This window comes from Terrabacter sp. Soil810 (genome assembly GCF_001429645.1).
In the GTDB taxonomy this organism is placed as follows: domain Bacteria; phylum Actinomycetota; class Actinomycetes; order Actinomycetales; family Dermatophilaceae; genus Terrabacter.
Genome location: NZ_LMSW01000012.1, coordinates 119,148 through 142,940, shown reverse-complemented (window position 1 = coordinate 142,940; position 23,793 = coordinate 119,148). Strand labels below are relative to the sequence as shown.

Genomic DNA, 23,793 nt, shown 5'->3' with positions numbered 1-23,793 from the left:
GGGCCCCGACGGCTCGTTCGAGAACCGTAAGGACCCGTCCCGGCGACGTGCGGTGGGCTCGTCAGTCGAGGGTCTCGGCCGAGAGCCGCTCGACCTCGTCGGCCGACAGCTCGAGGTCGGCGGCCTGCACCGAGTCCTCGATGCTCTCAGGACGCGAGGCGCCCGGGATGGGCACGACGGTCGGGGCGAGGGCGAGCTCCCAGGCGAGCGCCACTCTCTGGGGGCTCACGTCGTGGCGCTTCGCCACCTCCGCGAACGCGTCGTGTCGGCTGCCCAGGTCGCCCGCCCTGCTGATGCCGCCGAGCGGGCTCCACGGCAGGAAGGCGATGCCGAGCTCCGCGCACAGGTCGAGCTCGGGCCGACTGCTGCGGAAGGCCGGCGAGAACTGGTTCTGCACCGACACGAGCCGGCCACCGAGCACCTCTCGCGCCTCGCGGATCTGGGCAGGGTCGGCGTTGGAGATGCCGGCCATCTCGATGACGCCCTCGTCGAGCAGGTCGACGAGGGCACCGACGGACTCCGCGTAGGGCACGTCGGGGTCGGGGCGGTGGAACTGGTAGAGCCCGATGGCGTCACCGCCGAGCCGCTGGAGCGAGGCCTTGGCCGCCTCCTTGAGGTGCTCGGGTCGGCCGTCCTGGGTCCACGAGCCGTCGCCGGGGCGCAGGTGGCCACCCTTGGTCGCGACGAGCACGTCCGACGGCCGGCCCGACCACGACGACAGGGCCTTGGCGATGAGCGACTCGTTGTGACCCACCTCGCCGGCGTCGCGGTGGTAGGCGTCGGCCGTGTCGATGAGCGTCACGCCGGCGTCGAGCGCCGCGTGGATGGTCCGGATCGAACGGTCCTCGTCGGGCCGGCCCTCGATCGACATCGGCATGCCCCCGAGCCCGATCGCGCTGACCTTCCTCGATCCGATGGTTCGCTGCTGCAACGGTGCCTCCTTGGTTCGGTCGTTCCGGTCGTCGGCCCGCGGTCCGGCGACTGCCGGGCGCGAACCGTACCGTCACGGTCCATACCCGCGTTCGCGGACCGACCACCTGCCGTGCGGGCCGTCAGAGGCGGTAGGTGGCGTCCGGCTCGGCGAGCTCGACACAGCCCGGCCACACCGCGGCGGCCTCCCGGCGACACACCTCGGGGTCGTTCCACGCCGGGATGTGGGTCAACATGAGGCGCCGCACCCCCCCGGCCCGGACGGCCGCCTCGGCCGCGCGACGGCCGGAGAGGTGGATGTGGGGCACGGTGTCGCGCCCTTCGACGAAGGCCGAGTCGGTGAGCGCCAGGTCGGCGCCCGTCAGGAGCTCGGCGAGCTGGTCGCAGGTGTCGGTGTCACCGGTGTAGGCGAGCACGCGACCGTCGGCCTCGACGCGGAAGCCGTAGGCCTCGACGGGGTGGTTGACGCGGACCGGGGTGATGGTGAACGGTCCGACCGTCACGGGCTCGCGGTGGCGCAGGTCGTGGAAGTCGAAGACGCCGAGGACGTCCTCGTCCTCGCCGCCGCCGTAGGCGCGGGCGAGGTGCACCCCGGTGCCCTGCGGTCCCCAGACGGGCATCGTCGCGCGACCCGGGCCTCCGGGGAGGTAGCGCATCATGACGTAGAGGCCGCACATGTCGATGCAGTGGTCGACGTGCAGGTGGCTCAGCAGGACCGCGTCCACGGCATACGGCTTGATGTGTCGCTGGAGCGCACCGAGCGCGCCGTTGCCGAGGTCGAGCACGATGCTCCACGTGCGGCCCTCGTGCTCCGCGCGGACGAGGTAGGACGATGCGGGCGAGCGTGGACCGGCGAAGGATCCCGAGCACCCGACGATCGTGACGTCCACGTGACGAGCCTAGGTGCAGGCGCCGACGCCGGCCGGGCGACGCGGCGTCGGATGCGTCACACCCTGTCGCCGGGTGGAGGACCGTCGTCGTCCGGGGTGTCCTCGAGATCGTCGTCGAGATCGTCGTCGAGATCGTCGTCGAGATCGTCGTCGTATGCCGCCACGACCTCGCGCAGGTCGGTGCCCATGAGCGCCTGGGTCAGGGTCTCCTGCAGCCAGGTGAGGAAGTCGTACCAGGCCATGGCGTACCCGAGCGGGTCGTCGTCGTCGATGTCGTCCATCGCGGCGTGCAGCGCCTCGGCGTCCTCCTCCGTGCGCATGCCCATCCGCTCGCCGAGCAGGAGACGGACGTCGGTGAGTGCCATGAGAAAGGCCGGCGCCTGGGACTCGTCCAGCACGACGCGGTTGCCGACAGCCTCGTCGATGCAGGCGAGCGCGACGTCGAGGTTGCCGCTCTTGCGCTGGCGCAGGCCCTCCTCCGTCAGGCGGCGGAACTCGGCGGCGATCTGGTCGTCACCGCGGTGGGCGGTCGGCAGGAGCCGGTCCAGGGCCGGATCGCGGTCCGCGAGCGATGCCGAGTCCGCCTCTGCCGCAGTGCCTTCCGCATCGTCGGCGTCGTCGGCGCGCTGGTCCGCGGCACTCAGCGACACGCCCATCGACGCCACGAGGTCGTCGAAGGCGTCCCCGGTCGGCTCGATCTCGGGCGAGAGCAGCAGGCGGGTCTGCTGCATGAGGCCGTGGAGCACGGTGCGCTCGGTGGACTCGAGGAGGCCGACGTAGCAGTCCTGCTCGCGCAGGAACGCCCGGGCCATCAGCTGTCCTTCTCGAAGGTGGCCCAGAGGCCGTAGCCCTGCAGGGCCTCCGCGTCGCGCTCCATCGACTCACGCGGCCCGTTGGAGACGACCGCGCGGCCCTTGACGTGGACGTCCATCATCAGCTTCTCGGCCTTGGGCCGGGCGTAGCCGAAGTACGTCTCGAAGACCCATGTCACGTACGTCATGAGGTTGACGGGGTCGTTCCAGACGATCGTCACCCAGGGCACGTCGGGCGCGACGACCTCGTCGGTCGAGGTCACCTCCTGCTCGACGGGAGCGAGGGAGAGCGTGGCTGCGGTCACAGGGCCACCCTAGGTCCACGGGGCCCGTGGGGCAGACGGTCCCCGGGGGCCGGTGACACCTAGGCTGGAGCCGTGAGCCCGACGAGCCCTGGCGCCGCGAGCACGGCGCTGCTGACCGACCACTACGAGCTGACGATGCTCCAGGCCGCCCTCGCCTCGGGCGAGGCGCACCGGCGCTGCGTCTTCGAGGCGTTCGCCCGCCGGCTGCCCGACGGGCGCCGGTACGGCGTCATCGCCGGCACGGGCCGCGTGCTCGAGGCGCTCGAGCAGTTCCGCTTCGGCGAGGACGAGCTGCGCTTCCTCTCCGACCAGAAGGTCGTGGACCGGGCCACTGTCGACTGGCTCGAGGGCTACCGCTTCTCCGGTGACGTCAGCGGCTACGCCGAGGGTGAGTGCTACTTCCCGCAGTCCCCGGTGCTCGTCGTCGAGTCGACGTTCGCCGAGGGCGTGATCCTCGAGACGCTCGTCCTGTCGATCCTCAACCACGACACGGCGATCGCCTCCGCGGCCTCGCGGATGACGACCGCCGCCATCGGCAGGCCCTGCATCGAGATGGGCTCACGCCGCACGCACGAGGCGTCGGCCGTCGCAGCCGCGCGGGCCGCGTACATCGCGGGGTTCGACGCGACGAGCAACCTCGAGGCGGGCCGCCGCTACGGGGTGCCGACGACGGGGACCGCCGCCCACGCGTTCACCCTCCTCTACGACTCCGAGAAGGAGGCCTTCACCGCCCAGGTCGAGTCGCTCGGCAAGGGTACGACCCTCCTCGTCGACACCTACGACGTCAGGACAGCGGTGGCCCTCGCCATGGAGATCGCCGGACCCGAGCTCGGAGCGGTCCGGCTCGACTCCGGCGACCTGCTCATCCAGGCGACCGAGGTGCGCGCCCAGCTCGACGCCGCCGGCAACACCGACACCCGGATCATCGTCACCTCGGACCTCGACGAGTACGCCATCGCCGGGCTCGCGGCCGGCCCGGTGAGCGGCTACGGCGTCGGCACGGCGCTCGTGACCGGATCGGGCGCACCGACGGCGTCCATGGTCTACAAGCTGGTCCAGCGCGAGGACGAGTCGGGCCGGATGCAGGGTGTCGCCAAGAAGAGCAAGGACAAGACGTCGGTCGGTGGACGGAAGTGGGCGATGCGCAGGCTCAACGAGTCCGGCGTGGCGCAGGCCGAGGTCATCGGCATCGGCGAGCGCCCGCTCGACGACGGCAACGACCGGCCACTCATGATCGACCTCGTCCGCGCGGGCGAGGTCGTCGACCACCAGGACATCCACGAGGCACGTGAGCGGCATGCGGCGTCGCGTGCCGAGCTTCCCAGGGCCGCAGCGCAGCTCTCGCGGGGCGAGCCCGTGATCCCCACCATCTACGAGAAGGACTGAGCCATGGCCGGATCCACGCAGGTCGAGGGCGGACGGGCGCTCATCATCGTCGACGTCCAGAACGACTTCTGCGAGGGAGGGTCCCTCGCCGTCGCCGGCGGCGCCGACGTCGCCCGGATGATCGGCGACCACGTCAACGCCCACGTCGCCGACTACGACCACGTCGTCGCGACGGCCGACTGGCACGTCGACCCGGGTGACCACTTCTCGAGCTCGCCGGACTTCGTCGACTCGTGGCCGGTCCACTGTGTCGCCGACAGCGACGGCGCCGACTTCCACCCCCACCTCGTCGGGGCCCTCGACGACATCGAGGCGGTCTTCCACAAGGGCGAGCACGCCGCCGCCTACAGCGGGTTCGAGGGCTGCTCCACCGATGACGAGGGCGTGGCGCTCGCCACCTGGCTCAAGGAGCGTGACATCGCCCAAGTCGACGTCGTCGGCATCGCGACGGACCACTGCGTGCGCGCGACGGCTCTCGACGCCCGGCGCGAGGGGTTCGGGACGACCGTCCTGCTCGACCTCACGGCCGGGGTCGCGCGCGCGACCACCGATGCAGCGCTCGGCGAGATGGAGGAGGCCGGCATCCACCTTCTCGGCGCCCCCAGGGTCGGCGCCTGACCTCCTCCCCAGCGTCACGCGGCCCCACCACCCCACGCTCCCTCCCCACCCGGGAGGGGGGAGGGGTCAGCGGAGGACGGCGCGCAGGGCCCTGGCCGCGTGCTCGAGCCGCCGACCCACCGTGCGCACGTCGAGCGGCTCGAGGGAGACGACGCCGACCGAGGCCTCGACGCCGCCGGGCGCAGGATCGGCGCGGGTCGAGAGCGAGAGGGCCAGCCCGTGCGCACCGGCCTGGAGCTCGCCGTCGGTGCCGACGACGCCGCTCTCCCCCGCACGCCCTGCGAGGATCGCCCGTCCTGCCGCTCCCTGGTGGAGGCCGTGCCGCGCGCCGGAGCGGTAGGCGACGTGGACGTCGGTCCACGAGGGCTCGACGACGACGAGGGCCAGGGCCTCGTCACCCTCAGCGATCGTCAGGTGCGCCGTGGCACCCACGGCGTCGGCGAGCTCCCGCAGCACGGGCCGCGCCTCGCTGCGCACGACGGGCGTCACCGCAGAGGCGAGCCGGCTGATGCCGAGCGCGAGCCGCACGCGCCCGTCGGCCGCGCGCGAGACGAGGTGGTGCTCCTCGAGCGTCGTGACGAGGCGGTAGACGACGGGCCTGCCGACGCCGAGCCGTGTCGCGAGCTCGGTGATCGTCAGACCGGCCGACTCACCACCTCCGGCCAGCGCCTCGAGCACGCGGATCCCGCGGTCGAGCGTCTGCGAGGACTCACCCCGCGGGGCGTCGGGTCCGGGCACGCGGTCAGCCCTCGGAGTGGGCGCCGCCGGGTGGCGTCGGCCGGCCGGCCCCCTTCGACCACGACATCGCGTAGAGCCCGTCGTCGACCGCCAGGCCGCCCTCGCCCAGCTCGAGCGGACGGAACGTGTCGACCATGACGGCGAGCTCGTCGAAGCTCTCGACGCCGATCGAGCCCTCGGTCGCACCCGGCTGCGGGCCGTGCGGGTGTCCGCCCGGGTGCACCGAGATCGAGCCCTTGCCGATGCCGGAGCCCTTGCGCGCCTCGTAGTCGCCGTCGACGTAGAACATGATCTCGTCGCTGTCGACGTTCGAGTGGTAGTAGGGCACGGGGATCGCGAGCGGGTGGTAGTCGACCTTGCGCGGCACGAAGTTGCAGATGACGAAGTTCCAGCCCTCGAAGACCTGGTGCACCGGCGGCGGCTGGTGGATGCGCCCGGTGATCGGCTCGAAGTCGCGCACGTTGAAGACGTAGGGGTAGAGGCACCCGTCCCAGCCGACGACGTCGAGCGGGTGGAACGGCAGCGTGTGGATCGTCCCGACGACACCGCCCGGGCCGTTGCCCCGGTGCTTGATGTAGACCTCGGTCTGCTCGTCGGGGCTCGCGCCGACGTCCTCGGCGAGGAGCGGGCCGTCGGGCTGGCGTAGGTCGCGCTCGCAGTAGGGGGCGTGCTCGAGGAGCTGGCCGTACTTGCTGAGGTAGCGCTTCGGCGGGGCGATGTGGCTGTTGGCCTCGATGCAGTAGGCGCGGAGCGGGTCCTTCGTCGACCGCTTCGGGATCCAGCGGTGGGTCGTGGCCCTCGGGATGACGACGTAGTCGCCCTCGCCCACCTCGAAGGCACCGAAGACGGTCTCGACGCGGGCGCGGCCACGCTCGACGTAGACGCACTCGTCGCCGATGCCGTTGCGGTACCACGGGCTGGGAGCGCCGGCGACGGCATACGAGATGCGCACGTCGCCGTTGCCGAGGACGAGCCGCCGCCCCGTGACGACGTCGGTGCCGCGGATCGCCTTGGCGTCGAAGAGGTCGTGGAGCTTGAGGTGCCGCGGTGTCAGCGGGTGGTTCGGGGTCGTCGACTGGTCGGGCACCTCCCAGACGGCCGCCCCGATCGTCGTCGAGGGGATGTTGCGGTGGTAGAGCAGCGAGCTGTCGGAGCTGAAGCCCTCCTCACCCATGAGCTCCTCGTAGTAGAGCTCGCCCGGCGTCGCACCACGGCCGGGGCGGCGGTGCTGGGTGTGCCGCTTGGGCGGAATGCTTCCGATCGCCTGGTAGTGCGCCATGGGCGAGAGCCTCTCCGTCGAGCGCGTCCGGTGAACGGACGCTGGTGTATCGCTATTGCAACAGTGGAGTACGCTCCCGGTCATGTCAAGGACGCCGTTCGCGCCGCTCTTCGACCGCCTCGTCGACGACGCCGCGGTCTTCCCGCCCGGACTCGCGCCGCTGGACGTGGCCGTCCGCGAGCACCTCGACCGACGCACCGGGCCGTATGCCGCCCACATCGGGCCGCTCCTCGTGCCGGCAGCGTCGGCGGGCGATCTCGCGACCCTCGCGGCGGCAGACCCCCGCACGGCCGGGCAACCGCTCGAGGTCAGCCTCGTCGTGCGTCCCGGCAGCCCCGTGCAGCCTCTCGTCGACGCCCTCACGTCGCTGCGGGACGACGACCAGGTGCTCGTCACGGCGGCCGAGCTCGGCTGGTCGCCGGACTGGCGACAGCTCCTCGTCGCCGAGGTCCCGGTCGTCGTCGAGCTCGGCCTCGGCGAGGAGCAGGCTCGCGGGCTCGACGACATCGCGGCGGCCGTCGACGAGGAGCACGACGTGACGGCGAAGTTCCGCACCGGGGCGACACCGACCTGGCCCTGGCCCGACGAGCGGGCGCTCGGTGGCTTCCTCGACGCCGTCGTGCTGCACGGCCTCCCGTTCAAGCTGACCGGCGGGCTGCACCACGCGGTCCGCGGCACCCACGGCGGCGGGCCGATGCACGGGCTGCTCAACGTGCTCCTCGCGACGCACGAAGCCCTGAACGGCGCCGAGGCCCACGAGCTGGCCGGGGAGCTGGCCCGCCAGGACACCGAGGTGGTCGTCACCGCGCTCTCGAGCCTGCCCACCGACGACGCCGAGCGCGTCCGCGAGAGCTTCACCGCCTTCGGCTGCTGCGGCGTGCTCGACCCCCTGACCGAGCTCCGCGCGCTCGGACTCGTCCACGTGAAGGAGTCATGACCGTGACGCCCACCCAGCCGAGCACCTGGCTCGACGTCCCCGCCGACCACCCCTTCGGCATCGGCACCCTCCCCTACGGCGTCTTCAGCACGGCCGACGACCCCGTACGGCGCGTCGGCGTGCGCATCGGTGACCTCGTGCTCGACGCCGGCGCCGTGGCCGCGATCGGACGCGACGCCGGGCTCGTCGGTGACGGACCTGATCTCGCGACCGCGTGGCAGACTCCGAGCCTCAACGCCTTCCTGGCACTCGGTCGCCCGGCGTGGACCGCTGCTCGCGAGTGGCTCATCGAGATCCTGCGTGACGACGTGCACCGCGACGGCGTCTCACCGCACATCCACGCCCTTCGCGACGTCGCCCTGCACCTGCCGATCGAGGTCGCCGACTACGTCGACTTCTATGCGAGCGAGGACCACGCGAGCAACGTGGGGCAGATCTTCCGACCCGACAACGCCGCCCTCCCGCCCAACTGGAAGCACCTGCCCATCGGCTACCACGGACGCTCGGGCACCGTCGTCGTGTCGGGGACCGACGTCGTCCGGCCCACGGGCCAGCGCAAGGGCCCGAACGACCCGGTCCCCGTCTTCGGCCCGAGCATCCGCCTCGACATCGAGGCCGAGCTCGGCTACGTCGTCGGCGGCGGCACCGAGCTCGGGTCACGCGTCTCGGTCGACGAGGCACCCGACCATCTCTTCGGCGTCGTCATCCTCAACGACTGGAGCGCCCGCGACCTCCAGGCCTGGGAGTACGTCCCCCTGGGCCCGTTCCTCGGGAAGTCCTTCGCCACATCGGTCTCGGCCTGGGTCACGCCGCTCGACGCTCTTGGTGCAGCCCGCGTTCCCCTTCCGGGACAGTTGGATCCGGAGGTGCTGCCGTACCTGCGCGGCGATGCTTTCGGTCTCGACGTGCACGTGGAGGTGAGCCTCAACGGCACGGTCGTCTCGCGCCCCGAGCACGCCGGGATGTACTGGTCGCCGGCCCAGATGCTCGCGCACCTCACCGTCAACGGCGCCTCGATCCGGGACGGCGACCTCTTCGGCTCGGGGACGATCAGCGGCCCCGACCGCGACACCCGCGGCAGCCTGCTCGAGCTGACCTGGAACGGCACCGAACCGCTGACGCTCGCCGACGGCTCGACGCGCGGCTTCCTCGAGGACGGCGACACCGTCACCATGACGGCATGGGCCCCGGGCCCCGATGGTGCGCGCATCGGTCTCGGCGAGGTCACCGGCACCATCCGTCCCGCACGCTGAGGAAGCCGCGACGGCCGACGCCGTCGCGTGCCCGGGTTCAGTGCATGATGACCGGCGCCGCCTCGGGCTGGTCGTCGAGGAAGTGCGACTCCTCGTGCTTGCGCGGCAGGAACGAGGCCGGGATCAGCGTCAGGGCCAGGAGGACTGCGGCGACGAGGAAGGTGGCCCCGAAGGCGTCGGCGGCCTCGGCCAGGCCCTGCTGGACGGCGGCCGGTCCGCCGACGTCGTCGACGAGGGTCGGGTCGTGGAGGGCCGCGATGGCCGGCCCGGCCAGCGCCGAGGCGCTGAGGTAGTTGGTGAACACCACCGAGATGACCGCGACACCGACCGAGCTCGCGATCTGCTGGGTGATGTTGAGCAGCGTCGAGCCGCGCGCCACCTGGTGGCTCTGCAGCGTCTTGAGCGCGGAGGTCATGAGCGGCATCATCGTGCCGCCCATGCCCAGGCCCATGACGAAGAGCACCGGGACCATGAAGCCCCAGTAGGGCGTGTCGGTGCCCACCTGTGTCAGGGCGAACATGCCGGCAGTGATCGCCAGCAGCCCGAACGGCACGATGCGGCCCACCGGGATGCGGTCGGACAGGGCACCCGCGATCGGCATCGTCACCATCGCGCCGACACCCTGCGGGACCATGAGGAAGGCGGCGTGCAGGGTGTCGAGACCGCGGACCTGCTGCAGGTAGGTCGGCACGAGGAGCAGGCCACCGAAGAAGGCCGCCGCGAAGAGGAACATCGTGATCGTCGCGACGCTGAGGCGGCGGTTGCGGAAGAGCCGCAGGTCGAGCAGCGGGTGCTGGGGCCGGAAGCTGTAGAAGACGAAGGCGACGAGCATGGACAGCCCGATGCAGAGCGGGACGAGGACCTTCTTCGAGATGAAGGTCCCCTCACCCGGGATCGAGCTGATGCCGTAGAGGAAGAGGGCGAGCCCGGGCGACATGAGCAGCATGCCGACGAGGTCGAAGGACTCGGAGGGCTCGGGGGCGTCGGACGGCAGCGCCCACAGGGCGTACAGCACGGCCACGATGCCGATCGGGACGTTGATGAGGAAGATCCAGTGCCAGCTCGCGACCTCGATGAGCCAGCCGCCGAGGATGGGACCGAAGATCGGGCCAAGCAGCATCGGCACGCCCAGGATCGCCATGAGGCGACCCATCCGCGCCGGTCCGGCGGCACGGGTCATGATCGTCATGCCGAGCGGCATGAGCATCCCGCCGCCGAGGCCCTGGAGCACCCGGAAGCCGATGAGGAACTCGATCGACCCGGCCGTGGCACACAGGGCCGAACCGGCCGTGAACAGCACGACGGCGAGGACGTAGAGCCGCTTCGTACCGAAGCGGTCGGCGGCCCAGCCCGTGAGCGGGATGACCGTCGCGAGCGCAAGAGTGTAGGCCGTCACCGTCCACGCGACCGTGGAGTACGGCAGGGGGTTCTCAGGGCTCTCGGCGAAGACGACCTGGAACGTCGGTAGCGCGATGTTGACGACGGTGATGTCGAGGATCGACATGATCGCACCGAGCACGACCACGCCGGCGATCTTGAGGACCGGCCCGTCGATCTTGTCGGGGTAGCTGGGCTGGGTGGTGGCGCTGGGAGCAGACACGATGACTCCGGTTCGGACGAGGGTGCGTCGGCGGCGTCGGCGCCGAGGGTGCGGGGCCGGCCCGCGCACAGCGTCCATTGTCGCGCCGACCACCGACAGCGGCGCAAGGGAGTTACGCCGCCGGCCGAGCCGACGCCCCGCGTCCGTCCGGACCGGGCCAGCCCGGGCCAGCCCGGGTCAGCCCTGCTTGCGCGGCTGCTTGCCCTCGACCACCTGCGTGCTCGCGACCTTGTCGTGCAGCGCCTGCCGCTTGTCGTCCCACAGCGGCCAGAGCCCGTCGAGCAGGGAGAGGAACGGCACGAACTGCCCGGCCAGCGGGACGAGACGTCGCAGCACGGCGGTGCCGAGCGGCAGCGGCCCCGGCTCGGCGGCCCGACGGACGCTGATGCCGAGCGCCATCTTGCCCGGCGTCTGGGCGATCGTGGTCCAGAAGACGAGGCAGTATGCCGTCGCCATGAGCCACAGGAAGAGCGAGAACTGCACCGCCGGTCCCGTGAGCTCGTTCTGGATCTCGACGAGGCGCGCCTGGTTGCCGGCCTGGGCCGCCGTCATCATTTCGGAGAACAGCTCCGACAGGCGCGGTGTCGCGGCCCACGCGATGATCCCGCCGACGACCGCGAGGATGAGACCGTCGATGACCCACGCCGCGAAGCGCTTGCCCCAGGGGGCCAGCGGCACCCCGTCAGCCGTGGTGCGGATGTTGTGCATCCACTGCGTGTTGGCCGGCGCCTGCTGGTAGTAGCCCTGCGGGGCCTGCTGCTGCGGCGCCTGGGACTGGGTCTGCCACCCGCTGCCCTGCGGCATCGGCGTCGTCGGCGTCGGCGCGCCGGTGCGGTCGGGGACCTGCCCCTGCTGACCCTGCGGGCTCTGGTGCGGCAGGCCGATGGTGCTCTGACCGATGGTCGGCGACTTCTTCGGAGCGGTGTGGTTGGTCCACGACACGCCGTCCCAGTAGCGGAGCATGTCGGTGTTGCTGGGGTCGTCGTACCACCCGGAAGGCTGCTGGCTCATGCCCCAACTGTGCCACGGGATCCGCGTTCCCAGACCGGCGCCGCCCCGAGTGGTGCCACACGCGCCTCGGCCCCGGCCCGTTCCCGCCTGACGGCGGGGACGAGGCCGGGGCCGAGGGTCACCTCAGAGGTTGCCGCGCTTGTCCTGCTCGCGCTCGATGGCCTCGAAGAGCGCCTTGAAGTTGCCCTTGCCGAAGCCGAGCGAGCCGTGCCGCTCGATGAGCTCGAAGAAGACCGTCGGGCGGTCGCCGAGCGGCTTGGTGAAGATCTGGAGGAGGTAGCCGTCCTCGTCGCGGTCGACGAGGATCTTGCGCTTCTGCAGCTCCTCGATGGGCACGCGGACGTTGCCGATGCGCTCGCGCAGCTCGGCGTCCTCGTAGTAGCTGTCGGGGGTGTCGAGGAACTCGACCCCGTTGGCGCGCAGGGCGTCGACCGAGGCGAGGATGTCGTTGGTCGCGACGGCGAGGTGCTGGGCACCGGCGCCGCGGTAGAACTCGAGGTACTCGTCGATCTGGCTCTTCTTCTTGGCGATGGCCGGCTCGTTGAGCGGGAACTTCACGCGGTGGTTGCCGTTGGCGACGACCTTGCTCATCAGGGCCGAGTAGTCGGTGGCGATGTCGTCGCCGATGAACTCGGCCATGTTCACGAAGCCCATGACGCGGTTGTAGAAGGCGACCCACTCGTCCATGTGCCCGAGCTCGACGTTGCCGACGATGTGGTCCAGGGCCTGGAAGAGGCGCTTCGGCTGGCCCTCGCGCCGGACGATCGACGACGCGGTCGGGACGTAGCCGGGAAGGTACGGGCCGGAATACGTCTGGCCGCTCACCTGGCGCTGCACGAGGGTGTGGCGGGTCTCGCCGTAGGTCGCGATGGCGGCCGTGCGCACCGTGCCGTGCTCGTCGGTGTGGTCCGTGGGCTGCTCGAGGACGGTCGCGCCGGCCTTGACGGCCTGGGCGACGCACTTGTCGACGTCAGGCACCTCGAGGGCGATGTCGACGACACCGTCGCCGTGACGGCGGTGGTGGTCGGCGAGCGGGCTGGCGGGGTCGACGGCACCCTTGATGACGAAGCGGATGGAGCCGCTCTTGAGGACGAAGGCCTTGTGGTCGCGGTTGCCGTTCTCGGGCCCCGAGTAGGCGACGAGCTCCATGCCCCAGGCGCTCTGGTAGTAGTGCGCGCTCTGGGTCGCGTTGCCCGCGACGAAGACGATCGCGTCCCATCCGGTGACGGGGAAGACGTCGGTGTTCTCGTCGTACTCGACGAGACCGACGAGCTGCTTGAGCTGCTCGAGGTCGAGGTCGGCCTCGCGCTCCTGATCGGTGAGGTCGGCGGCCGCGGAGGGCATCGTGTCGGTCATGGAGCGAGAGTGACCGAGCGCGCCTCGGTGTGCAACAGGGCCCATCACGGCTAGGCAGCATGCACAAAGTGTTGCCCGTATGCCGTGTGGTGCTGGACACTCTGTCCATGACCTCTCCTGCCGATCCGTCGGCGCGCGCTGCGGTCGACGCGCTCGACTGCCGCATCCTGCTCCTGCTGCTCACCGAGCCGGGTGTCGGGGTGCTCGGCGCGTCCCGCCGGCTCGGCGTCGCGCGCGGCACGGTACAGGCCCGGCTCGACCGGCTCCAGCGCACCGGCGTCCTCCGCTCCATGGCCCCCGACGTCGACCCGGCCGCGCTCGGCTACCCCGTGACCGCCTTCTGCACCCTCGAGATCCGCCAGGGCCGCGGTGGGCACTCCCCCGTCGTCGAGCACCTCGCCGCGATCCCGGAGGTGCTCGAGGCGCACACCATCACCGGCTCGGGTGACGTGCTCATCCGGATCGTCGGGCGCGACAACGCCGACCTGCAACGGGTCATCGACCGCGTCGTCGACGACGCCCACGTCACGCGGGCCTCGACCGTCATCTCGCTCGCCACCCGCCTCGACCACCGCACGGTCCCGCTCGTCGAGCACCTGCTCGACGAGTCGTCCTGACGTGCGACCCTCGCACGACCCCGCACGTTCCCCGCACGGCCCTCGCAGCACACCGCATCTCACCAACCCGGAGCAGGAGCCACTCGTGACCGCCAACCCGTACGCCCCCCGGCCCGACGTCGAGCTCACCCACCCCGAGTGGAGCCGCAGCGCCACGATCTACCAGATCAACCAGCGCCACTTCACGCCCGAGGGCACCTTCCGGGCGGCAGAGGCGCACCTGCCACGGATCCGTGACCTGGGCATCGACATCGTGTGGCTCATGCCGGTCCACCCGATCGGCGACCAGAACCGCAAGGGCGTGCTCGGCAGCCCGTACGCCGTCAAGGACTACCTCGGCGTCAACCCGGAGTTCGGCACGCTCGAGGACCTGCGCCACTTCGTCGACACCGCCCACGGCCTCGGCCTGCGCGTCATCCTCGACTGGGTCGCCAACCACACCGCCTGGGACAACCCCCTCGTGGAGGAGCACCCCGACTGGTACGCGCGCGACTGGAAGGGTGACTTCCGGCCGACGCCGTGGTGGGACTGGGACGACATCATCGACCTCGACTACGACAACCCCGAGCTGCGCCGCTACATGACCGACGCCATGAAGTTCTGGGTGCGCGACGTCGACGTCGACGGGTTCCGTTGCGACGTGGCGGGATTCGTTCCGGTGGACTTCTGGGACAACGTGCGCCGCGAGCTCGACGAGATCAAGCCGGTCTTCATGCTCGCCGAGTGGGAGTCACGCGACCTGCACGTGCGTGCCTTCGACATGACGTACGGCTGGAGCTGGAACGAGACGCTCCACAAGATCGCGCACGGCAAGGCCGACGTCGAGGCGCTCAAGGTCTACTACGCGTGGAACGACCGCTTCTACCAGCGCGACGCCTACCGGATGCTCTTCGTCAGCAACCACGACAAGAACGCGTGGGAGGGCACCGAGTACGAGCAGTTCGGGGAGGCGCTCCTGCCCTCGATCGTGCTGTCCGTCGTCAGCGAGGGAATGCCGCTCGTCTACAACGGTCAGGAGGCAGGCAGCGACAAGCGTCTCGTCTTCTTCGACAAGGACGAGATCGACTGGCGCGAGGACGAGCAGGGCGAGCTCTACCGGCAGCTCTTCGCCCTGAAGAAGGCGCACCCCGCCCTGTGGAACGGCGCCGCGGGAGGGCGCATGGTCCGGGTGCCGAACTCCGCCGAGGCGTCGGTCCTGAGCTTCGTGCGGGCGGTCGGCGACGACCGGGTCTTCGGCGCCTTCAACTTCAGCGACGAGGACCGCACCGTGACGCTCGGGGACGGCCCCCAGGTCGGCGCCTGGCGGGACGCCTTCACCGGCGAGACGCTCGAGCTCGAGAAGGGCCAGCCGTACACCCTGCCGGCGTGGGGCTACCAGGTGCTCGTCGGCGCCTGACGCGGCGACGGGCGCGGCGCTGACGCGGCCGACGGGCGGGGCCCCGGGCACCCCTCCACGAGCAACCCGAGGCCCCCAGACGGCACAGGGGTCGTGTCCCGTCACCTGGTAGAGGGTCGAGGTCGCAGATCATGACGCGATCGCGTCGAAACCGTTCACGAAGTGGCCCTCGATCCGCGAGGATGGAGGTGCGTACCCGTCGGTGCTCCCCTGTCCCGGCGGGTACGCCTCTCTCTGCCGACATCCCACCAACCGGTCGGCCGGGGCGGGGCCGTCCCGCTGCCCTCCCAGCGGCGGGGCGCCCCCGGTGCACAGACGGGACGTGCCCCCCGACCGTGGTCGAGAGGCACGTCCTGGCGCCGGAGCCGTCAGGGCGTGACGGCGATCGGGCTGCCGTTGCTGACGAGCCTCCAGTCGATGCTCGCGAAGGCCGTCGGGTCGATGACCTTGTTGGCGGTGGCCCAGTCGATGAGCAGCTGGCGGATCTCGATCTGCCGGTTGTAGACGACCGGGGCCGTCACGACGCCCGGGAAGTTGCCACCGCCGGACTGGCGGTAGTTGTTGATCGCCACGACGAAGCGCGCGTCCGACGCGACCGGGCTGCCGGCGTACGCGAGGTCCACGATGCGCGAGCCCACCGCCTTGGCGAGGTCGATGTCGTACGTGAGGTCGGCGTCGAGCCCGCCCATGACGTCGTAGTTGTAGTCGGGCGTCGCGTTGGCGTTCGTGATCGTGTCGGCCGCGACCGGGCCGGTCGTCGTGCACGGCTTGAAGTACTCGGCGCTCTTCTCGAGGTACGCCTTGACCTGCGCGCCGGTGAGGACGATGCCGAGGAGCGTGTTGTCGTAGATGTAGAGACCGGCGACGTCGCGGATCGTCACGTTGCCCGCCGGGATCGCGGCGAGCTTGTTGAACGGTGCGGCGATCGACAGGACCGGGAGCGATTCCTCGGGCGTGCCGACGAGCGCCTTCTTGACCGCGTCGGCCTGGACGTAGTTGATGAAGTCGATCGCGGCGGTGTCCTCGTAGCGCGAGGTCGCGGCCGACATGGCCTGCGTGCACGTGCCGATGACGCCGTTGACGTAGGTGAGCACCTTCTGGTGCGCGGCGGCCACGGCCCCCGTGACGGCCGGGTCCTCGGGGGCGACGTTGGAGTTGTAGAGCGTCGCCTCGGAGTGGACGACCTGCCACTGGCCGCGCACCTTCTGCACATCGATCGACATCCGGGTCACACGCATGCCCCAGTAGTACGGCTCGGACAGCAGCACCTGCTTGCCGGTCTGCGCGTTGGTGACGTAGCGCTGCGGGATCTCGAGGTGGGCGTGGCCCACGAGGACCGCGTCGATGCCGGGGACCTGCTCGGCGAGGAGCGCGCTGGCGTTCTCGACGTAGGGCAGCGCGTCGCCCCACGAGGACTTGCCGTTGTCGCCGGAGTGGCAGGCGACGATGACGACGTCGGCGCCGGCGGCCTTCAGCCGGGGCACCATGACCTTCGCCTGCTCGATGATGCCGGGGAACCTCACCTTGCCCTCGACGTTGGCCTTGTCCCAGATCGCGACGCCGGGCGTGACGAGGCCGAGGATGCCGATCTTGATCGCCTTCGTGTCGGGCAGCTTGACGGTCTTGATGACCCACGGCTTGAAGACGGGAGCGCCGGTGTTCCAGTCGACCGAGTTGGCCGAGAGCAGCGGGAAGTCGAGCTGCTTCTCGAAGGCGCGCAGGGTCTCGAGGCCGTAGTTGTACTCGTGGTTGCCGAGCGCGGCGGCGTCGTAGCCGACCTGGTTCATCGCGGCCGCCATCGGGTGGGTCGAGCCGCCCGTGATCGGGTCGATCTTGGCGTAGTAGTACGCGAGCGGTGTGCCCTGGATCGTGTCGCCCGCGTCGATCGTCAGCGTGCGCTCGGCGCCGACCTCGGCACGGATCGCCTTGATGATCGACGACGCCTTGGCGACGCCGATGTCGTTGGCCTTGCCGTCGGTGTACTCGACGTTCTTGAAGTAGTCCCAGTTGTAGACGTTGCCGTGCAGGTCGGTCGTGCCGAGGACGGTCAGTCGGACGACCTCGCCGTCGGTGCCCGGACCGGGCGCTGCCGGAGCGGCGGTGGCGGGCTCGGCCGAGCCCATGGCGGCCAGGCCGGCGCCACCGACGGCGGCGAGGGCCAGCAGCTGGCGACGGGTGGTCGAGGGTCCGAGGAGGTCAGGGGTGTGGTCGGTGCTCATGTCGTCCTTCGCTGTCAGGTGCTCGATCGGAGCAGTCCCGGTGCACGGTGCGCGGCTCGCCCCCGAGGCGCAGGGCACGACCATAGCCGGAGACCATCCACCCAGCGGCCGACAGCGGTGGCCGGTTTCGTGAACCCTCAGCGTCGGCCGACGAGCCAGAGCCGGATCTTGTCGATGCGCTCGGACACCTGGTCGGACGAGGCGGCGGCGAGATCGGGTCCGCCGCACACCCGGCGCAGGTCCATGTGGACGTTGGCGTGGGGCAGCCCCTTCTGGCGGGCGTAGGTGGCGACGAGCTTGTTGAGCTCCTTGCGCTGCGCCGCGAGCGCCCGGTGCGCGGCCACCGGCATCGGGGCCGAGGCCCCCTGCGGCGCCTTCTTGACCTGCCGGCTCTGTCGCTCACGGAGCAGTGCCGAGACCTGGTCGGGCTCGAGCAGGCCGGGCAGGCCGAGGTACTCCTCCTCGTCCTCCGACCCGATCTGGGCGTGCATGCCCCACTGCTGCTTGTCGAAGAGCACGTGGTCGAAGTGCGCGTCGGACTCCAGCGCCTCGAAGGCGCCCTCGTCGAGGGCCCCGCTCGCCTTGTCCGCGCGGTTGGCCTCGTCCAGCAGGCTCTGCTCCTCGGCCCACATCTGGCCGATGTCGTCGGGGTCGGGCTTGCGGTCGAGCGCGTGGTCGCGCTGCTCCTCGAGGCGCGACGCGTGGTCGAGGACGACCGGCACCGACGGCAGGAACACCGATGCGGTCTCGCCGCGCCTGCGGGCACGCACGAAGCGGCCGACGGCCTGGGCGAAGAAGAGCGGCGTCGAGGTCGACGTGGCGTAGACGCCGACCGCGAGGCGCGGCACGTCGACGCCCTCGGACACCATGCGGACGGCCACCATCCAGCGTTCGTCGCTCGCGCCGAAGTCCTCGATGCGCTTGCTGGCGCCGAGGTCGTCGGAGAGGACGACCGTCGGGGCCTCGCCGGTCAGCGAGCGGAGGATGGCGGCATACGCCCTCGCCTGGGTCTGGTTGGAGGCGATGACGAGACCACCGGCGTCCTCGACGTGACGACGAACCTCGGTGAGGCGGCGGTCGGCGGCGGCGAGGACGGCGGGGATCCACTCGCCCTTGGGGTCGAGGGCCGTGCGCCACGCGTGCGCGACGAAGTCCTTCGTCATGGGCTCGCCGAGGCGGGCCTCGAGCTCGTCGCCGGCCTTGGTGCGCCAGCGCATGCTGCCGCCGTAGGCCATGAAGAGGACGGGGCGCACGACGCCGTCGCGCAGCGCCTCGGCGTAACCGTACGTGTAGTCGCTCGAGCTGACGAGCGTGCCCTCGGCGTCGAGCTCGTAGGTGACGAACGGGATCGGCGAGGTGTCGGAGCGGAAGGGCGTGCCGGTCAGCGACAGCCGGCGGGTCGCGGGCTCGAACGCCTCGCGGATGCCGTCGCCCCAGCTCTTCGCGTCACCACCGTGGTGCACCTCGTCGAGGATGACGAGGGTCGACCGCGACGTCGTCAGCTCGCGGTGCAGCGACGGGCGGGACGCGACCTGCGCATAGGTCACGGCGACCCCGTGGTAGTCGTCGCTGTGCCGGCCGATGCTGTTGCTGAACCTGGGGTCGAGGCTGATGCCGACCCGGGCTGCGGCGTCGGCCCACTGGGTCTTGAGGTGCTCCGTGGGGGCCACGACGGTGACCCGGTGCACGATGCCCGCGCTCAGCAGCTCGGTGGCCACGCGCAGTGCGTACGTCGTCTTGCCGGCACCCGGCGTCGCGACCGCGAGGAAGTCGCGCGGCGCCTTCTCGAGGTAGAGGTCGAGCGCCTCCTGCTGCCACGCGCGCAGCTTGCTGGCGGTACCCCACGCAGCCCGCTCGGGAAAGGCGGGTGGGAGGTGGAAGGCGGCCCCTGAACTCATAGAGAGGCCACCGTAACGAATCCCCGGGGACGACATGCCGAGGCCCCACCTTGCGGGCGGGGCCTCGGTCTGGATGGTATGCCGCTCAGTCGCTTTCGCGTCCGAGCGCGCCCAGGGCGGGGGCGGTCAGCTGCCGGCGCGGTAGGCCGTCCACTGCGCCTGCATGCGCGAGACCTGGCCGGTCGTGAAGGTGTTCATGCAGGCGTCGTACGTGTAGTCCATGAAGTTCTTGATCGGGTCGAGACCGGGGCTCGTGCACGTGTCGCGGCCGGTCGGGCACTGGTAGGCGGGACTGGCCTCGGCGGGCGTGTCGGCCACGTAGTCGCCGTTGCCCTTACAGCCGCCCTGGAAGGTGTGGTAGAGCCCGACCCAGTGCCCCACCTCGTGGGTGGCGGTGTCGCCCTTGTTGTAGTTGGTGGCGCTGCCGCCGGGCAGTGAGGCCGTGAGGACGACGACGCCGTCCATGACGTCGTAGCTGCTCCTGGGGAAGGTCGCCCAGCCGAGCAGGCCCTGGCCGATGTTGGCCGAGTAGAGGTTGAGGTCGGCCATCGTGCCCTTGCGCAGAGCGCTCTTCATGTTGCGCTCGGCCGTGGAGCCCGGCGTCACGGTGTACCAGGACGCGTTGCTCGTCGAGTCGGAGCCGGCGAGGGTGAAGCTGAGACCAGTGCCGGAGTAGGCGCTGTTGAGGACGCTGATCTGACTGTTGATCGCGCTGGCGCTCACGGAGCCCTGGGTGCCGTTGGTGATCGTGTGCCAGTAGACCTTCACGTTCGTCGCCGCGAACATGCCCGTGCCGGGATTGCCCTTCTGCCCCTGCTGGACGACCTTGCCCGACGAGTCGCGGGTCAGCCCCTTGGCCGCGAGGGCCTTCGTGAGGGCCGCCTCGTTGGCGCGCACCTGGGCGTCGGACAGCTCGTGCGGGTCCTTCGCCGTGCCGTGGCTGCCACGGGCTCCGACCGCGCCGACGGTCTCGGGGTCGAGGCACGCGGCGCTGCCGTGGCCGTCGATCACGGGCGCGGCGTGCGCCGGCGCGACGAGAGATGCCGCGGCGAGCGCGAGCGGTGCCGCGAGCATCAGGGAGCGAAGCTTCATGAGGTGACCTTTCTCGTCCGGCCCGACGCCCGATCGGGCGTCGATCCCAGCGACTGTAGGTACGCGACAGTCAGTGGCGCCGCCGGGGCGAGTAAAGAACCCGTAAGGAAAGCCCGAGGTCAGGCACCTCCGGACGAGCCGGTCAGGACTGTCCGCCGCCGCCCTGGTCGCCGTCGCCGCCGTCCTGGGGGTCTCGCAGTCCTTCGTAGATCTCCTTGCACACCGGGCACACCGGGAACTTCTGCGGGTCACGGCCCGGGACCCAGATCTTGCCGCAGAGGGCCACGACGGGCTCGCCCGACAGTGCGCTCTCGAGGATCTTCTCCTTGCGCACGTAGTGCGAGAAGCGCTCGTGGTCGCCCGGCTCCTGGAGCTCCTCGCGGACCTCCTCGCGCTCGATCGTGGCCGTGCTGGTGCCCCGCAGCGGCTCGGGCTCGAACGGGTCGGGAGGCATCGTGCTCATGACGAGAGTGTATGCCGCCCTGCCGCACCCCGAAGGAGCCGCTCCCCCGCCGGGTAGGCCCCCCACGACGCCGGCAGCGCGCCGGGTCGGCCGCTGAGGAGCACCGCCTCGACACCCGCCTCGGTCGCGTCGGCCGCCGGCTCGAGACCGATGCGGCGCAACGTCTGACGCGCGACGGCGACCGGTGAGTCGTGGATGGTCACGCCCTGGCCGAGGGCCGCGACGATCCGGTCGGCGACGAGGCCGTAGTGCGTGCAGCCGAGCACGAGCGAGCGCACGCCCGCGGGGGTCTGGGACGCGGCATACGCGATGCACTCGTCGACGGCCAGGGGGTCGCCGGACTCGATGGCCTCCGCGAGACCGAGCGCCGCGACCGCATACGTCTCGACGTCGGCGGCGAAGGCGTCGACGAGTCCGCGGAGATAGTCGCTCGACGTCGTGGCCGCGGTGGCCCACACGGCGACGGGGCCGCCGGCAGCGGCCGCCGGCCGGATCGCCGGGACCGTGCCGATGACGGGGACGGCCGGCTCGAGCTCGGCCCGGAGGGCGCCGAGCCCGTGCACCGAGGCGGTGTTGCACGCGACGACGATCGCGTCGGGCTCGTGCGGCAGGGTGGCCCGCGCCGACGCGAGGATCAGGCGCTGGACCTCCTCGGGCGTGCGCGGGCCGTACGGCATGTTGTCGGGGTCGAGCGACAGCACGAGGCCGAGGTCGGGGCGCAACGCGTGGAGCGCGTCGGCATACCCGAGGAGCCCGAGCCCGCTGTCGACGAAGGCAACTCGCCTGGTCGACCTCGGCATCTCGGGATGGTCCTCGGTCTCGGGCCGCACGGGCTCCGTCACGGCCACGTCAGTTCATCGACGGGTCGTCGGGGAAGTTCGCGACGTACGCGAGGGTGTCGCGCTGACGCCGCAGCACCTCGCGCCACAGCCCGTCCGGCCGGGGCGTGAACGCGTCACGCACCTCTGCGTCGACGACGTACCAGTCGCCGCGCAGCACCTCGTTCTCGAGCTGGCCGGACTCCCAGCCGGAGTAGCCGGCGAAGATGCGCAGGCCCGCCAGCTCGGCCGCCACGACGGGCGTCGGCACGTCGAGGTCGACCAGCCCGATCGAGCCGAAGAGGCGCTTGACCCCGAGCGGCTCGGGCTCGTCGCCCGGCACCGTGACGAGTCCGAGCGCCGACGACGTCGACACCGGCCCGCCCTGGAAGAGCACGTGCGGGGCCGTCACGACGCGCTGCCAGCCCGGCAGCACCGAGTCCACCTCGGCCGACAGCGGCTTGTTGAGCACGACGCCCTGGGCGCCGCCGTCGTCGTGGTGCAGCATGAGGATGACGGACCGATGGAACACGTCACCCCCGACGGACGGCGTCGCCACGAGGAGGCGGCCGGTGTGGAAGGTCGAGCTCACGGGCCCAGCCTTCCACACCGGCGACTGCTCAGAAGCGGGCGCCCCGGTGACCGCCGCGCTCGTCGTCGCCCCAGCGGGAGACGAGACCGTCGCCACGGTCGTTGCGACGGCCACGGCGGTCGTCACGGCGGTCGTCACGACGGTCGTCACGACCGCCACCGTGCTGCGGGCGGAAGCCGCCGCGCTGGCCCTGACGCGGACCGCGCGGGCCGGCAGGCCCACGACGGTGCTGCTTCGGACCGGCGATGAGGCGCTGGAAGTCGTCCTCGGCGATCGCGACGCCGCTGGGGGTCGTCGCACCGGTCGCCGCGATGATCGCGTCGCCGGGCGTGGCCCGGACGGGCGAGATCTCGAGGCCGGCGTCCTTGAGCTGTCGCTCCATGGTGCGGCGCTGGTGCGGCAGCGCGAGGGTCACGACGGTGCCCTTGTCGCCGGCGCGGGCCGTGCGGCCGGAGCGGTGGAGGTAGTCCTTGTGGTCGGCCGGCGGGTCGACCTGCAGGACGACCGAGACGTCGTCGACGTGGATGCCACGGGCGGCGACGTCGGTGGCGACGAGCACCGGGAGGGTGCCGTCACGGAACGCGCCGAGCACGCGGTTGCGCTGGCCCTGGTTGAGGCCGCCGTGGAGCGCGGCCGCCATGACGCCCTGCTCACGCAGCTGGAGCGCGATGCGGTCGGCGCCGAGCTTGGTGCGGCAGAACACGACGGTGCGGCCCTCGCGGTTGGCGACCTCGGCCGTGATGACCTTCTTGTGCTGCGGGTCGATGAGCAGGACGTGGTGGTCCATGCCCTCGACGGACGCGGTCGCGTCGTTCGTCGAGTGCGTCACCGGGTCGGTGAGGTACTTCTCGACGAGGGTGTCGATGCCGCGGTCGAGCGTCGCCGAGAAGAGGAGGCGCTGGCCGTCGGACGGGATCTTGTCGAGGCTCGTCGTGATCTCGGCCATGAAGCCCATCTCGGCCATGTGGTCGGCCTCGTCGAGGACGGTGATCGCGATGTCGTCCATCTCGATGGCACCCCGCTCGAGCAGGTCGTTGAGGCGGCCCGGCGTCGCGATGAGGATGTCGACGCCCTTGTTGAGGGCGTTGATCTGCGTCGTGTAGCTGAGGCCACCGGCCACGAGCTTGTGGCGCAGGCCGGCGACGTGCACGAGCGGCTCGAGCGCGTCGGAGATCTGCATCGCGAGCTCGCGGGTCGGCGTGAGGATCAGGGCGTGCGGCTTGCGCGGGCGACGAGGCAGGTCCGCCTCGACGAGCCGGGCGATGAGGGGCAGGCCGAAGGCGAGCGTCTTGCCCGAGCCGGTCTGGCCACGGCCGAGGACGTCCTTGCCGGCCAGCGCGTCTGGGATCGTCGCGGTCTGGATGGGGAACGGCGAGGTGATGCCCTCGCGGGCCAGGCGCTCGACGATCCGCTCGGGCAGGCCGAGGGCTGCGAAACCGTTGTCGGCGGCGACGTCGACGGGACCGTCGGACACGTCGGCGCGCGTCGACTTGGTCCAGCTGTCGGCGTCCATGCGCTCGGCCTCGGCGTCCTCGAAGCTCACGGGAGCGCGGTCGGCGAAGCGGTCGCCGCCCCGGTCATCG

The 23,793-nt window shown here is 71.2% G+C and carries 22 protein-coding genes; 6 read left to right on the top strand and 16 right to left on the bottom strand.

The genetic code is table 11. The annotated features are described in order from the left end of the window. Positions 1–61 precede the first annotated feature (61 nt). The 4 genes from ASG96_RS15490 to clpS all read right to left on the bottom strand — a co-directional run bounded on the left by ASG96_RS15490 (position 62) and on the right by clpS (position 2,937). Positions 62–931, bottom strand: coding sequence for an aldo/keto reductase (locus ASG96_RS15490; protein WP_200958651.1), 870 nt, complete (start codon positions 929–931; stop codon positions 62–64). A gap of 121 nt (positions 932–1,052) precedes the next feature. Beyond that, a complete protein-coding gene (locus ASG96_RS15485) occupies positions 1,053–1,820 on the bottom strand; it encodes an MBL fold metallo-hydrolase (protein WP_057588514.1) in 768 nt (255 codons plus the stop codon). Between the two features lie 56 nt (positions 1,821–1,876). Then, positions 1,877–2,632 carry a DUF2017 domain-containing protein gene (locus ASG96_RS15480; RefSeq protein ID WP_057588513.1) on the bottom strand — a complete coding sequence of 252 codons (756 nt, stop codon included), beginning with the start codon at positions 2,630–2,632 and terminating at the stop codon, positions 1,877–1,879. Next, positions 2,632–2,937, bottom strand: a complete 306-nt coding sequence (gene clpS, locus ASG96_RS15475; protein WP_056759470.1) for an ATP-dependent Clp protease adapter ClpS — start codon at positions 2,935–2,937, stop codon at positions 2,632–2,634. Before clpS ends, ASG96_RS15480 begins: the two co-directional genes overlap by 1 nt. A gap of 72 nt (positions 2,938–3,009) precedes the next feature. On the opposite strand from clpS, the gene ASG96_RS15470 reads away from it, so the two are divergent. Together ASG96_RS15470 and ASG96_RS15465 are read left to right on the top strand one after the other, a co-directional pair. Beyond that, positions 3,010–4,323, top strand: coding sequence for a nicotinate phosphoribosyltransferase (locus tag ASG96_RS15470; RefSeq protein WP_057588512.1), 1,314 nt, complete (start codon positions 3,010–3,012; stop codon positions 4,321–4,323). 3 nt (positions 4,324–4,326) lie between these two features. Further along, the gene (locus ASG96_RS15465; RefSeq protein ID WP_056759474.1) at positions 4,327–4,941 is read left to right on the top strand and encodes an isochorismatase family protein; all 615 of its coding nucleotides are present in this window, start codon (positions 4,327–4,329) and stop codon (positions 4,939–4,941) included. A 66-nt stretch (positions 4,942–5,007) separates the two neighbouring features. On the opposite strand, the gene ASG96_RS15460 is transcribed toward ASG96_RS15465, so the two are convergent. Beyond that, a complete protein-coding gene (locus tag ASG96_RS15460) occupies positions 5,008–5,679 on the bottom strand; it encodes an IclR family transcriptional regulator (protein WP_056759476.1) in 672 nt (223 codons plus the stop codon). Positions 5,680–5,683: 4 nt separating this feature from the next. Continuing rightward, entirely contained in the window at positions 5,684–6,958 is a 1,275-nt protein-coding gene (locus ASG96_RS15455) for a homogentisate 1,2-dioxygenase (RefSeq protein WP_056759478.1), read from the bottom strand. 82 nt (positions 6,959–7,040) lie between these two features. Between ASG96_RS15455 and ASG96_RS15450 the strand changes: the two genes are divergently transcribed. After that, positions 7,041–7,895, top strand: a complete 855-nt coding sequence (locus ASG96_RS15450; RefSeq protein WP_057588511.1) for a hypothetical protein — start codon at positions 7,041–7,043, stop codon at positions 7,893–7,895. A gap of 2 nt (positions 7,896–7,897) precedes the next feature. Continuing rightward, positions 7,898–9,148 carry a fumarylacetoacetase gene (gene fahA / locus ASG96_RS15445; RefSeq protein ID WP_369813607.1) on the top strand — a complete coding sequence of 417 codons (1,251 nt, stop codon included), beginning with the start codon at positions 7,898–7,900 and terminating at the stop codon, positions 9,146–9,148. Positions 9,149–9,185: 37 nt separating this feature from the next. On the opposite strand, the gene ASG96_RS15440 is transcribed toward fahA, so the two are convergent. The 3 genes from ASG96_RS15440 to hppD all read right to left on the bottom strand — a co-directional run bounded on the left by ASG96_RS15440 (position 9,186) and on the right by hppD (position 13,115). After that, the gene (locus ASG96_RS15440; RefSeq protein WP_056759484.1) at positions 9,186–10,748 is read right to left on the bottom strand and encodes a DHA2 family efflux MFS transporter permease subunit; all 1,563 of its coding nucleotides are present in this window, start codon (positions 10,746–10,748) and stop codon (positions 9,186–9,188) included. A gap of 177 nt (positions 10,749–10,925) precedes the next feature. Beyond that, positions 10,926–11,759: an RDD family protein gene (locus ASG96_RS15435; RefSeq protein WP_057588509.1), complete on the bottom strand. Its 834-nt coding sequence runs from the start codon at positions 11,757–11,759 to the stop codon at positions 10,926–10,928. A 123-nt stretch (positions 11,760–11,882) separates the two neighbouring features. Further along, on the bottom strand, positions 11,883–13,115 hold the full coding sequence (gene hppD, locus ASG96_RS15430) for a 4-hydroxyphenylpyruvate dioxygenase (RefSeq protein ID WP_057588508.1): 1,233 nt from the start codon (positions 13,113–13,115) through the stop codon (positions 11,883–11,885). Positions 13,116–13,222: 107 nt separating this feature from the next. Here hppD and ASG96_RS15425 point away from each other — a divergent pair, with 107 nt between their 5' ends. Then, positions 13,223–13,732, top strand: coding sequence for an Lrp/AsnC family transcriptional regulator (locus ASG96_RS15425; RefSeq protein WP_056759490.1), 510 nt, complete (start codon positions 13,223–13,225; stop codon positions 13,730–13,732). 85 nt (positions 13,733–13,817) lie between these two features. Next, the gene (locus tag ASG96_RS15420) at positions 13,818–15,128 is read left to right on the top strand and encodes an alpha-amylase family glycosyl hydrolase (RefSeq protein ID WP_057588507.1); all 1,311 of its coding nucleotides are present in this window, start codon (positions 13,818–13,820) and stop codon (positions 15,126–15,128) included. Between the two features lie 368 nt (positions 15,129–15,496). Here the strand turns inward: ASG96_RS15420 and ASG96_RS15415 are convergent, their stop codons facing one another. From ASG96_RS15415 to ASG96_RS15385, 7 genes are all read right to left on the bottom strand, one after another. Further along, positions 15,497–17,347 (bottom strand): bifunctional UDP-sugar hydrolase/5'-nucleotidase, encoded by a 1,851-nt coding sequence (locus tag ASG96_RS15415; RefSeq protein WP_057588675.1) that lies wholly within the window; start codon positions 17,345–17,347, stop codon positions 15,497–15,499. A gap of 137 nt (positions 17,348–17,484) precedes the next feature. Next, on the bottom strand, positions 17,485–19,245 hold the full coding sequence (locus ASG96_RS15410) for a DEAD/DEAH box helicase (protein WP_057588506.1): 1,761 nt from the start codon (positions 19,243–19,245) through the stop codon (positions 17,485–17,487). Positions 19,246–19,371: 126 nt separating this feature from the next. After that, positions 19,372–20,337 carry a zinc metalloprotease gene (locus ASG96_RS15405; RefSeq protein ID WP_056759495.1) on the bottom strand — a complete coding sequence of 322 codons (966 nt, stop codon included), beginning with the start codon at positions 20,335–20,337 and terminating at the stop codon, positions 19,372–19,374. Between the two features lie 142 nt (positions 20,338–20,479). After that, positions 20,480–20,800, bottom strand: a complete 321-nt coding sequence (locus ASG96_RS15400) for a DUF3039 domain-containing protein (protein ID WP_056759497.1) — start codon at positions 20,798–20,800, stop codon at positions 20,480–20,482. Continuing rightward, positions 20,797–21,648 carry a glutamate racemase gene (locus ASG96_RS15395; RefSeq protein WP_200958652.1) on the bottom strand — a complete coding sequence of 284 codons (852 nt, stop codon included), beginning with the start codon at positions 21,646–21,648 and terminating at the stop codon, positions 20,797–20,799. The genes ASG96_RS15400 and ASG96_RS15395 overlap by 4 nt, the downstream gene beginning before the upstream one ends. Before the next feature lies 1 nt (position 21,649). Then, on the bottom strand, positions 21,650–22,210 hold the full coding sequence (locus ASG96_RS15390) for a YqgE/AlgH family protein (RefSeq protein WP_056759654.1): 561 nt from the start codon (positions 22,208–22,210) through the stop codon (positions 21,650–21,652). 28 nt (positions 22,211–22,238) lie between these two features. Next, the coding region (locus ASG96_RS15385) for a DEAD/DEAH box helicase (RefSeq protein WP_235509178.1) at positions 22,239–23,793 on the bottom strand (1,555 nt) is incomplete at its 5' end.